The sequence below is a fragment of the Mesobacillus boroniphilus genome, assembly GCF_018424685.1.
GTDB lineage: Bacteria > Bacillota > Bacilli > Bacillales > Cytobacillaceae > Mesobacillus > Mesobacillus boroniphilus_A.
Genome location: NZ_QTKX01000001.1, coordinates 325182 through 337878 on the forward strand (window position 1 = coordinate 325182; position 12697 = coordinate 337878).

The 12697-nt window shown below is 40.9% G+C and carries 12 protein-coding genes and 1 tRNA gene; 8 read left to right on the forward strand and 5 right to left on the reverse strand.

All coding sequences use genetic code 11. The features are described 5' to 3' along the window. Positions 1-21: 21 nt before the first annotated feature. Positions 22-2340, reverse strand: coding sequence for a UvrD-helicase domain-containing protein (locus DYI25_RS01625; protein WP_213366240.1), 2319 nt, complete (start codon positions 2338-2340; stop codon positions 22-24). A 224-nt stretch (positions 2341-2564) separates the two neighbouring features. Here DYI25_RS01625 and DYI25_RS01630 point away from each other — a divergent pair, with 224 nt between their 5' ends. Continuing rightward, positions 2565-2897, forward strand: a complete 333-nt coding sequence (locus DYI25_RS01630) for a hypothetical protein (protein ID WP_213366243.1) — start codon at positions 2565-2567, stop codon at positions 2895-2897. A 70-nt stretch (positions 2898-2967) separates the two neighbouring features. Here DYI25_RS01630 and DYI25_RS01635 read toward each other — a convergent pair whose 3' ends face one another. From DYI25_RS01635 to DYI25_RS01645, 3 genes are all read right to left on the reverse strand, one after another. Next, positions 2968-3390 carry a GNAT family N-acetyltransferase gene (locus DYI25_RS01635; RefSeq protein WP_213366246.1) on the reverse strand — a complete coding sequence of 141 codons (423 nt, stop codon included), beginning with the start codon at positions 3388-3390 and terminating at the stop codon, positions 2968-2970. Positions 3391-3396: 6 nt separating this feature from the next. After that, positions 3397-3906 carry a YjcG family protein gene (locus tag DYI25_RS01640; protein ID WP_213366249.1) on the reverse strand — a complete coding sequence of 170 codons (510 nt, stop codon included), beginning with the start codon at positions 3904-3906 and terminating at the stop codon, positions 3397-3399. Positions 3907-4021: 115 nt separating this feature from the next. After that, the gene (locus tag DYI25_RS01645; RefSeq protein ID WP_213366252.1) at positions 4022-4747 is read right to left on the reverse strand and encodes an alpha/beta hydrolase; all 726 of its coding nucleotides are present in this window, start codon (positions 4745-4747) and stop codon (positions 4022-4024) included. A 336-nt stretch (positions 4748-5083) separates the two neighbouring features. Here DYI25_RS01645 and DYI25_RS01650 point away from each other — a divergent pair, with 336 nt between their 5' ends. The 3 genes from DYI25_RS01650 to DYI25_RS01660 all read left to right on the forward strand — a co-directional run bounded on the left by DYI25_RS01650 (position 5084) and on the right by DYI25_RS01660 (position 8883). Beyond that, entirely contained in the window at positions 5084-6082 is a 999-nt protein-coding gene (locus tag DYI25_RS01650; RefSeq protein ID WP_213366255.1) for a TAXI family TRAP transporter solute-binding subunit, read from the forward strand. Positions 6083-6404: 322 nt separating this feature from the next. Then, positions 6405-6938 carry a DUF1850 domain-containing protein gene (locus tag DYI25_RS01655; RefSeq protein WP_213366258.1) on the forward strand — a complete coding sequence of 178 codons (534 nt, stop codon included), beginning with the start codon at positions 6405-6407 and terminating at the stop codon, positions 6936-6938. A gap of 4 nt (positions 6939-6942) precedes the next feature. Beyond that, positions 6943-8883, forward strand: coding sequence for a TRAP transporter permease (locus DYI25_RS01660; protein WP_213369333.1), 1941 nt, complete (start codon positions 6943-6945; stop codon positions 8881-8883). Positions 8884-8922: 39 nt separating this feature from the next. Here DYI25_RS01660 and DYI25_RS01665 read toward each other — a convergent pair whose 3' ends face one another. After that, positions 8923-9144 (reverse strand): hypothetical protein, encoded by a 222-nt coding sequence (locus DYI25_RS01665; protein WP_213366261.1) that lies wholly within the window; start codon positions 9142-9144, stop codon positions 8923-8925. 127 nt (positions 9145-9271) lie between these two features. Here DYI25_RS01665 and DYI25_RS01670 point away from each other — a divergent pair, with 127 nt between their 5' ends. The 4 genes from DYI25_RS01670 (at position 9272) to DYI25_RS22710 (ending at position 12696) form a co-directional block, all read left to right on the forward strand. After that, complete coding sequence (locus tag DYI25_RS01670; RefSeq protein ID WP_249745210.1) at positions 9272-9892, forward strand: NUDIX hydrolase; 621 nt, start codon at positions 9272-9274, stop codon at positions 9890-9892. Between the two features lie 96 nt (positions 9893-9988). Continuing rightward, positions 9989-10061 (forward strand) — tRNA-Val (locus DYI25_RS01675). Positions 10062-10350: 289 nt separating this feature from the next. Next, positions 10351-11451, forward strand: coding sequence for a DUF2515 domain-containing protein (locus DYI25_RS01680; protein ID WP_213366264.1), 1101 nt, complete (start codon positions 10351-10353; stop codon positions 11449-11451). Between the two features lie 552 nt (positions 11452-12003). Further along, on the forward strand, positions 12004-12696 hold the full coding sequence (locus DYI25_RS22710) for a FadR/GntR family transcriptional regulator (RefSeq protein ID WP_213366267.1): 693 nt from the start codon (positions 12004-12006) through the stop codon (positions 12694-12696). The last annotated feature ends 1 nt before the right edge of the window (position 12697 follow it).

Below are 12697 nucleotides of genomic sequence, written 5' to 3' on the forward strand. Positions count from 1 at the left end.
ATGCCAAATCAGGACCTGAGTTTATATTCCCAGGTCCTGATTTGGCATCTTTCTTTTTATATTGGATAAAAAACGGGAAGGATTAGCTTTTCTTCCACGTCTTCTTTGGGGAACGGAAATGAACAAGTTCTTTTCTGCCCTTGTCACTGCTACATAGAGTAGTCGGCGTTCTTCTTCGAGAGGCTGGAGGTCTCCATTACGATAAGCATCCAAGGCATATTCATGAGGGAGGCTTCCGTCTACGGTACCGGTTATATAGACATTTCTATATTCTAGTCCCTTGGATCGATGAATCGTACTGAGAGTAATGGCGTCAGTAAGATTCCTGCTGCTTCGTTTAATTTCCAGGTTCATGGCTGCCATATGGTCAGCGTGCTCAAGGAATTCTTTAACGGATTTAAAATTGCGCGCCGCCACTTTTAAATCCCGGATGTCATCCGATCCCTTTTCAAGCTGGTTGCCTTCATTTCCGCGCTTTTTGATAAAGTCCTGATATCCAAGATCCTTTTCGACTATATCAATCGCCGTAATTGGTGATAGAGATGACAGAGAGCGTACAATCGGAATGAGTTTTTTTAGTTTTTGTTCCTGGAAGGCAAAGCCGGTTTTTACATGAGTAAGTGCTTCAAGCATAGAACAATCGTTCAGGATGCTATTCGCCTGTAAATCTCGGAAAACCGACTGCTTTAAAAAGAGTGATGGAAGTATATTTTTGATTGCCTCAGGATCATCTGGATTCATACTTAGCCGCAAAAATGCCAGCATTCCTTTTACCATGAAACGCTCATAAAATGACTCAATATCCTGATCAAGACGGAAGGGCAAGCTTGAATTGGCTAGCCTCTCGAATACTGCGCGGCTAGCTGCGTTAGTCCTGAACAGGATGGTGAAATCACCCGGGCGTTCCCCATGTTCGATCCGCTCTTTTATATCTGTCAGAATCATCGTGGCCTCTTCTTCTTCATCATAAGGATGGAAGATAATCGGCGGGCACTCACCGGAAAATTGAGCTCGCATTTCTTTTTCATGACGAGTGAGATTGGCTGAGATTAAAGTGTTTGCTGTTTCGACAATCTCATGCGGCGATCGGTAATTTTGGTTCAAAATGATTAAATTAGTATGTTGAAAGTCTGTCTTAAACTTGAACAGGTAGGCAGGGTCGCTGCCTCTGAATGAATAAATCGACTGGTCGTCATCGCCAACGGCGCAAACATTTCCATGCTTGTCAGATAGCATTTTCATAAGTTCGTATTGAACTTTATTTATATCCTGGAACTCGTCGATTAAAAAATAGTGAAAACGATTTTGATAGTTTTTCAGTATTTCAGGCTTTTCCTTAAAAAGCTTATAGCAGCCGAGAAGCATATCGTCAAAATCGAATAAATTTTGCTTGTCTTTAGCAGCTTCATAGTCTTTATATAGCAAAGCCACCTTTTCTTCCCATGGAGATTCTGGCTTAACTTCATGTGGCATGACCATGGTGTTTTTCCATAAACCGATTTGCTGGAGAGCTAGGTCATAAGCAAACTCTTTGTCATCAAGCTGGAGTTTTCGGCCAGCCTCCTTTAAAATCTGTTCCCTCTGCCATTCTTTTTTCATAAGCTTGTCAGATGACCAAGTTTCACGTTCGTGAAAACAAAGGATTCGGTAGAAGATGCTATGGAAGGTGCCAGCGATCAGCTGATTGACCTTAGCGGGGGACATGCCCGGGTATAGGCCAATCCGCTTCTTCATCTCAGCGGCAGCCTTCGCTGTGAAGGTAACAAGCATGATAGAACCTGGATCAATTTTCTTCTCTTCAATCATGAAGGCGGTTCTCGCGGTCAGCACTCTCGTCTTTCCACTTCCAGCACCTGCCAAAATCAATAGTGGTCCTTCTGTAGAAACAACAGCTTTTTCCTGGTTGCCATCAAAATGGATCCCAGCTTCTTTAAGCTGTTTTAAATAGTTTAACTTTACCCCTGGCTTGGCCGGTGGGAGCGGAGTAAAAGGTGAAGGGATTTTTACTTCCCGAGGAAATACAAACTTTTCTTCTATTTCAGCTTCAGCCGTAATGGAGCGGGACTTCGGGATACGGAAGCCGTTTCGTTCGATATATTCTGCCTTATCGGAAGGCTGAACTGAAGGTGAGGATTCATTTTGTTCATTGCAATCTTCTTTTGCGGAAAGATGATGGTAGAAATGGGGCTTGTCCTTGATGCCGAGGTAAAGACGTACAGGTCCTCCGCATACAGAGCAGGTAAGCATTCCTTTTTTTCCATCATCATAGAGCTTTTGATAATCCTCACGGTTATATTGATCAAGGCTTATTATCTGATGATTACACTTGGCTGTTTTCATGTTTTCCCTCATCTCCGACCAAAAATAGCACAATCTTTATCATACCAGAATAGGATTTTTAACAAAAGGTGTTTTCTGCTCCATTAATCACTTTGCGAATTCTTATTTCAATGATTGATTCGAGGAAAAATTTATTCATTAGTAGTTTTATACGGTCATAAACAGGGAAAAGGAAAAGAAGAATATTGTGAGAATATAAATAATATTACTTGGGGGATATCAAAATGGGATACATTCTTCCAGTGACAAATTATCAATATATACAATATGCTGAGCGTGAAATTGGGACCGATTATGATCCATTTATGATTCAAAAAGTTAACAGGATTCGAAAAGAAGATCCGGTGGAAAAGGGACAGGAACAACAAGAACAAGCAGTAGGACCCCTGCAAAAGCGGAAGGACCAACAGCCTGTCGCACGCATGCAGCTAGCGGTTTCTGATACAAGCTTCTCTAATACGGATCGGATTTATAAGAAAAAGGTGAATCCTTTAGTGGTCAGCCAGGCATATGCTGAATTAACAGGAAAAGGAAGGCACTACAGTGAGTCAATTTAAACTCAGCTGTAGTGCTTTTTTGATATTAAAAAAACTCCACTCATATAAGAATGGAGTTTCTTCTTTAAATTCAGATGGATTTTTTCATCGTTTTATGCGGAATACCGGCATCCAGGAATTCTTCTGATACTGTTTCATATCCTAGCTTGCTGTAAAATGGGATGGCATGTGTCTGTGCGTTCAATTTCAAGGTTGATATGCCTTGTGACTTGGCATAATCCTCGATTTTATTCATGACGGCTACACCAGCACCGGTTTTGCGGTTCTCTTTTAAAACGCAAATCCTTTCTACCTTGCCAATCCCGTCCAATACACGAAATCTCCCTGCGCCAGCTGCTTTTCCATCATCATATAACACAAAATGGACAGAATCAGATTCGAATTGGTCAATTTCTTCTTCTTCAGGAACATTCTGCTCATGAATGAAAACAGTCTTGCGTACCTCGAAGGCGTCTGCTAATTCTTGTTCGTTGTTTACAATTTTCACTTCCACGTTTAATTATTCCTTTCCAAGCCTGAATGTTTCATATACTGTCCACGAACCATTATCCAGCTGGTACAGTAAGTGGATCCTGTCGGCTGTATCCTCAAATTGCACTTTTGTCATCCTTAATGAACCATATACATCAGAATGTTCATCGTCTGACATTTTCTGACCGACCGTGATATGTGGCACAAAGTTATACTCTTGATTTCCGTCAAATGTTGCATTTAGCTCATTATGAAGCTTTTCCAACTCTTCTGGTGAATCAACCTTCAAGTAGATTACGTTGTTAACGGGCTTAAAGGAACCAATCTTAGTGATCTTGATGTTGACTGGTTTGAAATTCCTGGCGATTGAATCGAGTTTATTCGCAATTTCCTTGATTTCTTCCTCTGTTGCTTCAAAGGGTGACTTTAAAGTTACATGAGGAGGGATCAACGCATAGTGAGGATCATAGCGCCTTCTCATTGAATTTGCAAAATCCTGGATTTTCTTTGATGGAAAAATGACAATACCGAATTTCATCTCAATACCCCCGTTTCATTAGTTTGGTGCATAACGATTAACTGAGATTACCTATATTATGATTTACCATTCATTATAACAAATTTTCTAAATATATAATATAAAGAAGCATATATTATGAAAACACTTGTCTTATTGCCCGTTTGAGGTCTGGCTGCCAATAAGTCCATGTATGGTTGCCGTTGAACTCATCATAAAAATAACCATAGCCTCTTTCTTTGAAAATCTTCGAAAGCTCCCGGTTAGGCGTTAAAAAGTCTTTGTTTTTGGAAGAGGCCGTTTTTACGACAGTTTCTTGATCTCCAACAGTATGGTAAATATGGAGCAATTCAGGTTGACGGAAGTCCTTCACTGCCGAAAATACTTCCTCATTTACATAAGGTGACTGAAGCAGTACTTTTCCAAATGTGTGCGGATACTGAAGCGCTGCTAGCAAGGAAACTGTAGCTGCGAGTGAATCGCCAATCAGTGCGCGGCCCATTCCCATTTGATAGGTAGGATATTGTTCGTCTAAATATGGTACAAGCTCATGAGCCAGAAAACGAATATAGGCTTGGTGCTGCTCTCCTTTTGGATGATACTTGCGCCTTCTATCCTCGACAGATTCATATGGTATTCCTACGATGATGACGTTTTCAATTTCCTTTTTGCCAAGGAGCTCGTCTGCAATTCTTCCGATACGGCCCAATTGGAAATAGTCCCTGCCATCCTGTGCGATAAGTAATGAATATTTATATAATGGAGAATAGTTGGCAGGTAAGTATACCAGCATGGTCACTTCTTCTCCAAGTTCCTTGCTTTGAAGTGTGATTTCTTCAATTTTGCCCATCGGAAAATCCATTAATTTACCTCCATATCTTTATACAAGGCTCTTTCCGCAAACTTTGTTGTTTGCACAACTTACCCGGTACAGAAGCTCCTCGAAAAGAGATCCGAACCTTTTAGGAATGCAGGGAAGTACAGGTAAGAAGACAACATTCACTGCGAAGAGAGCCTGATATTATTATCTTCTTTTGCCATCAAAATGATTTTAGCATATGTATTTTGAAAAATCTTTTATGGCAATCTATTTGTATCGGAAAAGAAAGATGGTGAGTAAGTAACATGTTTGACAATTGCGTGAAGTCTTATGGTAAGATTATGTGGAACAATTCTATTTCTATAAGGGGGATTTTTGATGAAAAAAAGAAAGTTTCTTTTGTTCACAGCCTTGATGCTGGTTCTTTCAATGGTACTGGCTGCATGTGGCGGAGGCGGCTCTGACGAAAAGGGCGGCGAAGAAGGACAAACTGAAGAAAAACCAAAATACATGAGCATCCTTACTGGCGGTACAGGTGGTACATACTTCCCATTGGGCGGATCATTTGCCAAAATTGTCTCTGATGCTACAGGCGTTAGCACAAATGCTGAAACAACAGGAGCTTCTGCAGAAAACATGCAGAGCATTAAGGACAATAAAGGTGAAATCGCATTCACCCAAACTGACATTGCTTCCTACGCAACAGAAGGAAAGTTAATGTTTGATGGAAACAAAATTGATAATATCAAAGCAATCGGAACATTGTATCCTGAAACGATCCAAATCGTAACAACAGAAAACTCAGGAATCAAATCAGTAGAAGATCTTAAAGGCAAAAAGGTCTCAATCGGTGCACCAGGTTCAGGTACGGCAGCGAATGCTGAACAAATTCTTGAAGTTCACGGTCTTTCACTTGATGATATCCAAAAGCAGGACCTGAGCTTTGATGAGTCAGTAAACGGTATCAAAGATGGCAACATCGATGCGGCTTTCGTAACAGCCGGAACACCTACAGCTGCTGTAGAAGAGCTTTCCGCAACAGAAAAGGTTGTTATTGTACCAATTGAAGCTGACAAAGCTGAAGAGCTTATCGCAAAGTATCCATACTATGCAAAAGAAGCAGTTCCTTCTGGAACATATAAACTGGGTTCTGACGTGCCAACAGTTGCAGTTCTTGCGATGCTTGTCGTAAAAGCTGATTTATCTGACGAGCTCGTTTATGACATTACAAAGTCAATTTTTGAGAATCTTGATCAGGTAACACATGCTAAAGCTAAGCAAATCAAGCCTGAAAATGCACTTAACGGTGTGGGCATTGACGTCCACCCAGGTGCCCAGAAGTACTATGATGAAAAAGGTATCAAGGCAGCTCAGTAATAATATGAACATGGCCGGACAATGTCCAATGAGGGCAATGTCCGGTCAATCATCTTTTCACAAAAAGCTGAAGAGGCTGACCACACGGGTGAGAACCCAGGCAGGATAGACCGAACTTCCAACCGGTCTATTTTTTACTGTTATAAGAAGACGCGTTATGCTTTCTCACCGACGATTCATAACGCATTGTCTGTTAAGGGGAGTAAGAAAAGAGCCAAGGCTGTCAGGATACATTAGGCACGTTAACTACAAATAGAAACAATCAATGCGCAAACATTAGAAAGTACTCCATCGGAGAAATTGGACAGGCGAGGCAAGTGTTATGAAAATAAACTGGATTAAATCAAAATTCTTCGTTCTGTTAACCCTCATCATTTTTTTATCAATGATCGTAATCAATATCCCTTACAAACAAGCTCTAGTTTTTCTTACACCTGAAAATAATGATATACTCTGCTATGTACCAATTAATGCAGGGGAAACCTTTAAAATAAAGTATAAGCATTCAATCCATCTGTCGGATGTAATTGAAAGCTACAAAGTTACTGAAACCCATAAAATCAGACAATACGAATTGGAGTATGAAGATTTTGCTATCGGTATGCCATCAGAAATTGCAGATGGTGAGAACTTTGAAATGAAGGATGGCAAGTACTATATAACAAATATGACCAGGGAATTTGCACAATTTGATTTGCGGCTGGGCCAAGTCCGGGCAAACCACACCCTGATTTATGAAGACATAACGTACCCGTTGTCAAAGTCGATTGAGCCAGGCTCACGGGTGCGGATAAAGATTGAGGCAATTAGTTTATTGAAGCAATTGGAAGGAGTGAATATCCTTGACGACAAATGAAGAAATGGTATCTCAAGAAAAACAACAAGAGCTTCTGGAGAAATATGATCCTGAGGCCGCAACTAGAAAATTGGCAGGCAAGATGGGATGGGTTGTTTTCTTCGGGCTTCTGGCTTTCTCAGTATTCCAGCTATACACCTCTATATTTGGGATACTAACTGCCCAACTGCAGCGTTCTATCCACCTGGGATTCGCTCTGGCACTGATCTTCTTGCTGTTTCCGGCAAGGAAGAAGAATCTTAAGGAAAAAAAGGTGGCATGGTACGATCTCCTATTGGCTGTGATTGCTGTTGCTGTCGGAGCCTATTGGCCATTGATGATCGACGAACTCGTTAATCGTGTCGGCCGTTTGACACCAACAGATTTCTACATTGGTATTGCCGCTATCCTCCTGGTCCTGGAAGCGACAAGAAGGACGGTTGGCTTGCCGATCATGATTATTGCAGGTTTATTCATGGCTTATGCCCTTTATGGACCTTATATGCCAGGATTCTTGGCGCACAGGGGTCTCGACCTGGAATCACTCGTCCAAACAATGTTCTTTACGACTGAGGGGATTTTAGGAACTCCTCTAGGTGTATCGTCAACATTCATATTCCTGTTCCTGTTGTTCGGTGCATTCCTTGTAAAAACGGGTGTGGGTCAATATTTCAATGACCTCGCAGTAGCCGTTGCGGGCAAAAGTACTGGTGGACCAGCCAAGGTTGCAATTTTTTCCAGCGCCCTGCAAGGAACAATCAGTGGAAGCTCAGTGGCTAACGTAGTTACATCGGGTTCATTTACGATCCCGATGATGAAAAAGCTTGGCTACCGCAAAGAATTCGCGGGTGCCGTAGAAGCTGCGGCATCAACTGGAGGGCAGCTAATGCCTCCAATCATGGGAGCGGCAGCATTCCTGATGGTTGAATTCATCGGCGGCGGAATAACTTATTGGGATATTGCCAAGGCAGCGACCATTCCGGCATTATTATATTTTACTGGTATCTGGATCATGACGCACTTTGAGGCGAAAAGGATCGGCCTGAGAGGTTTATCCGATGAAGAAATGCCTAATCGAAAAGAAGTACTTAAAAAGATTTATCTGCTCTTGCCTATCCTGATTGTTATTATATTGATGGTAAGCGGTATGAGTATCATGCGTGCTGCATTATGGTCAATTCTATCGACCGTCATTGTCAGTGCGTTCAGTAAAGAAACGAGAATCGGGTTCAAAGACGCGATCGATGCACTTGTTGATGGTGCGAGGACAGCCCTTGGAGTAGCGGCAGCTACAGCTGCTGCAGGTATCATTGTTGGAGTAGTTACTAAGACTGGCCTTGGCTTGAAGCTTGCAAATGGCTTGCTCGATCTTTCAGGAGGTTACTTGATTCCAACTTTGATGTTGACGATGCTTGCAGCAATCGTTTTAGGCATGGGTTCGCCAACCACGGCTAACTATGTTATCACATCAACAATCGCTGCACCGGCGATTATCCTGTTGGGTGTTCCAGATTTATCGGCTCACTTATTTGTTTTCTATTTCGGTATTATTGCGGATATCACGCCTCCGGTTGCGCTGGCGGCATTTGCGGCGGCAGGAGTTTCCGGTGGGGAACCGCTGCGTACTGGTGTGAATTCGGCCAAGCTGGCGATCGCCGCTTTTATCATACCTTATATGTTCGTGTTATCTCCTGAACTCCTGATGATCAATACAACCTGGACAGAATTAATTTGGGTGGTATTCACAGCTATTTCAGGTATGCTGGCAATTGGTGCTGGCATAATCGGTTACTGGCTGAGGAAATTGTACTGGTGGGAAAGAGTGCTGGGAATTGTAGGAGGTATTATGCTGATTTACCCAGAGGGTATGACAGACATAATCGGTCTCGGTCTTTTTGTCCTGCTTGTTGCACTTCAATTGATGATCAAGGATAAAGAATCAGTGAAACCAAAGGCAGCAAATTAATAAAATGTAAAAGGAGTCCTTACTAAAGGGCTTCTTTTTTTAGCTTGATTTAAGAAGCTTGCGTTTTTCAGGCATAACTGAAAGTATGTTTTCCTTTTTGAACAGGCGGTCTGCTTTTCTGAGAAAACAGAAAGCTTTAAAATAACGTTCATGCATTTCTTTTACGATAATCCGCCGTTGGGTAATTTGGTTATTTGCTGCAAGATAAATCATCTCCACAGGAAGGTTTTCACTAAGCGATTTTTCCAGAAGGGCATTCATGCGCTCTCACTCCTTATATTTTCTAATCTTATTATACCCGAACATTAGTTCTTTATTCAATCTTTTTTAGAACGTTTGTTCGTGATCTTGCGAAGAGAAATATGGTATAATTTAGAAAGGAGGTGTAATGATGGAGAATGAATTGCTTAAGGTTTTTGATCAACAGGGAAACTGGATAGGAATCGAAACGAGGTCGGAAGTACATAAAGCAGGACATTGGCATGAAACCTTTCATTGCTGGTTAACAGAGAGGATAGGCAACAAGGACTATCTTTTCTTTCAAGTCCGCAGTTCAGTTAAGAATGATTATCCCAATCTGTTGGATATTACGGCAGCGGGGCATATTCTTGCAAATGAAAGTCATGTGGATGGCTTAAGAGAAGTGAAAGAGGAGCTTGGGATTGACTTGGCCCTGGAGGATTTGCATTCGTTAGGGATTATCAAAGATTCATTGAACAGTCCTGGATTCATCGATAACGAATTATGTCATGTTTTTTTGTATGATCAACATCAATCTTTCGATAATTACAGTCTGCAAACAGAAGAGGTCTCGGGGATCATGATGGCAGAACTGACTGATTTTGAAAATTTATGGTTTGGTAAGGTACAGAAAGTAATAGTAGAAGGTTTTCTGGTAAGCGGGGATAATGAAAAGAAATTACATAGCATGATTGTGACCAAGAATGATTTTGTTCCTCATGAAAATACATATATAGAAAGTGTAATTGAGGCAATTAAAAAATTATAGATTAGGATATTTTTGCACGAAAATTATATTGACATTACAATCATTCCGGTATATATTAATAAATGTCCTCGTTAAAAACAGGACAAACTGGATAACGATTCCTTAGCTCAGCTGGGAGAGCGCTACCTTGACAGGGTAGAGGTCGCTGGTTCGAACCCAGTAGGAATCATACTAAAAAGCTTCAATCCTTTTCATAAGGATTGAAGCTTTTTTTGTTTGTTGAATAGTTATTGTTTCACATCAAATTTTGGCGGTATTTGCTTATTGAGCATTACCGCTTGTGGTGTATCAAAAAGATTAGCGGGCAGGTACTGTCTTTCTTGAGTGATTGGCTCATTTATTAAATAAAACTGCAATAGAATGGAAGAGGAACTTTTTATTTTATATAAATTACACTTCTTATCTAGACCTTAAGAAAAAAGGGGGAAGGGACAATATTCTTTTTTAATAGAAAAGTAATGTCGTCTATTGAAGTACTAAAAGAAAGTTTGCTGAGAAAGCAAAAAGTGACATTGGCTAAAAACCCCTCTGAAACAGAGAGAAAAATCATACAAGAGATCAAGTTTAAAACCGAGGAACTAAACAAGAACAATATTACTAGAACGAAAGCGTATCTTGATTTTTATAAAAAGCACCCGGAAATCCAGTGGGCTTTCCTGGCCCATATGGTCTCCCGGAATGGCGGATGGAACATGACGGATTTAAAAGCAGAGCTTTTAACAAGGCTGTTATCTAAAAAAGAAAAAAGCTCCTTTTTTTCATTCCTGGAACGAGGGAATTGGCTTATTTTCCATGATGCCTATCCACAGCTGCTGATTTATGAAGAAAGTGTTAAAAGGAAAAAACCGTTATTCAGGCTGCTTCCCCACTTTAATGTTTCCATCTTTATTGAGACGATTTGGGAATATTACTGGAAATCTTCAAATTCATCTCTGCTCACAATTGGCCTGATTATCAATGAACAGAACTATATCGAAAATAGAGTCATTCAAAATCAGAACTATATCAAAGATGTATTCAGTACCCTGGAGTTTGAACTACAGGATTTTTTGTCCTTCAATCAAATTCTTTTCCCCTACAATGACTATGGTGTGACTAAACTGGCTGGCCAGACAGTGAACCAGTTTGAATCATTGGACGAACGAATCCAATTAGGAAAGAGACTTTATGCCATCCTTTTTGATAAAGAGATATTGAATAAGGTAGAAGAGTGGGCAATGGCACATCCTCATTCGGGTTCAAGAAAAGATTACTGGCCTCATATATTTAACGATGTGCATGAGGGAATCCCAGGGCTGAAATATCAAATTAAATTGAGTTCATGTAAGCTAAAACCCGGGGCAAGAAAGATCTATAGCCCTACACTTCAAAATGTATGGAAAAACGTTAAACATCCTGAAGCCGAGGGAGGGGAATGGTTTAGTGATTTTAATGTATTGGAGTATCTTGACGGGTTAGATGATCCTTCGATTGGAAATATTGAATTTGACTATTGTCAAACACTTGAGAGGTTAGAGCTTGCTGCTTTTGCGAAAAAGATTATTTCGATTCTTGATTAAAACATTAAAATAGTAATTAATGATATAGGCTGATATTTCTAAATGGGATATAGGTATGACATAGAAAGGATAGGGAATAGACCCTATCCTTTTTCATTGTTTAGGAAATTATAAAATTATCTAGTTGTGGATAACTACATGTATGGGGTCTTAATCCAGCTCCAGCGCCTAGCCCCTCGAGTCGCTTCGGTGTCCTGCCAATGAAGTCAAAGAACGACTTGACCGTCAGGCCCTCCGTGGCACACGATGTTCAAAACCCGCCAGCCATAGGACTAGGAATGCATCGGAGCGATTCATCGCACGACCGAAAGCGAGGACGTGGCGCTATAAGGCCGGCAGCGCTTGTCGGCGCTGAACGAGGCGCTTGCGCTTTTTGTTCTTACTTATATTCTTTTAAGGTGATTGATCGAAAGAAATAACCTGAAAACTAATAAATTTGATTTTTTAATATTTTCAAACTATTTTGTTGATTCGCACATATTTTAATGATTAAATATATTTAAGTATGACACATATCAGATATGTGATATCTGATGAGGAGGGGGTGATGTTGTGAAGGTAGAGAAGATTTTAAATAAAAAAGTGTCTGAGTCGGTTACGGAGCAAATCGAGAAAATGATTGAAGCAGGGACATTTCTTCCAGGAGAAAAACTTCCGTCTGTCCGTGAACTTTGTGACATGTTCGGAGTTGGGCGTTCAGCGGTACGGGACGCTATTACCACCCTGAAAGGGAAGGGTGCCGTTACCGTGAAGCAGGGGGAAGGTACCTACATATGCAAGTTCGATTCCGGAAGGTTATTTAACAACCATCTTTTGCTTCCTAGTTCAGAAGACATCAGCCAGCTTTTTCAGGTCAGGAAATTGCTTGAGCCTGGTATCGCAGAAATTGCTGCGGAGAATCGTTCCGAGGCTGATTTGGAGCTGATGGATGCGTTGCTTTCTGGAGGCGATGATAATAGCTGGGAGGCTGATTATAATTTCCATCTGGCCATAGCCAGAGCTGCCGGTAATGAAATCCTTATCCAACTCCTGGAATTCATTTCAGCATCCATGCAAAAAACGATGATCGGATTTCATCAATTTATTAAAGAGGACAGGGAAGTTTTTGAAGAGATCACCGACCAGCACAACCGGATTTATCAAATGCTTCAAAATAAAAAGCCTGCAATGGCAAAGCAATTGATGCAGGAACATCTTGATTATGTAGAAGATTTACTTAAAACAAGTTCGGTTTTAAATGCTTAAA

Excerpts from the sequence above, each read along its gene's own strand:
- DYI25_RS01625 (WP_213366240.1), bottom strand. The coding sequence starts at position 2,340 with ATGAAAACAGCCAAGTGTAATCATCAGATAATAAGCCTTGATCAATAT.
- DYI25_RS01630 (WP_213366243.1), top strand. The coding sequence starts at position 2,565 with ATGGGATACATTCTTCCAGTGACAAATTATCAATATATACAATATGCT.
- DYI25_RS01640 (WP_213366249.1), bottom strand. The coding sequence starts at position 3,906 with ATGAAATTCGGTATTGTCATTTTTCCATCAAAGAAAATCCAGGATTTT.
- DYI25_RS01645 (WP_213366252.1), bottom strand. The coding sequence starts at position 4,747 with ATGGATTTTCCGATGGGCAAAATTGAAGAAATCACACTTCAAAGCAAG.
- DYI25_RS01650 (WP_213366255.1), top strand. The coding sequence starts at position 5,084 with ATGAAAAAAAGAAAGTTTCTTTTGTTCACAGCCTTGATGCTGGTTCTT.
- DYI25_RS01655 (WP_213366258.1), top strand. The coding sequence starts at position 6,405 with ATGAAAATAAACTGGATTAAATCAAAATTCTTCGTTCTGTTAACCCTC.
- DYI25_RS01660 (WP_213369333.1), top strand. The coding sequence starts at position 6,943 with ATGGTATCTCAAGAAAAACAACAAGAGCTTCTGGAGAAATATGATCCT.
- DYI25_RS01665 (WP_213366261.1), bottom strand. The coding sequence starts at position 9,144 with ATGAATGCCCTTCTGGAAAAATCGCTTAGTGAAAACCTTCCTGTGGAG.
- DYI25_RS01670 (WP_249745210.1), top strand. The coding sequence starts at position 9,272 with ATGATGGAGAATGAATTGCTTAAGGTTTTTGATCAACAGGGAAACTGG.
- DYI25_RS01680 (WP_213366264.1), top strand. The coding sequence starts at position 10,351 with ATGTCGTCTATTGAAGTACTAAAAGAAAGTTTGCTGAGAAAGCAAAAA.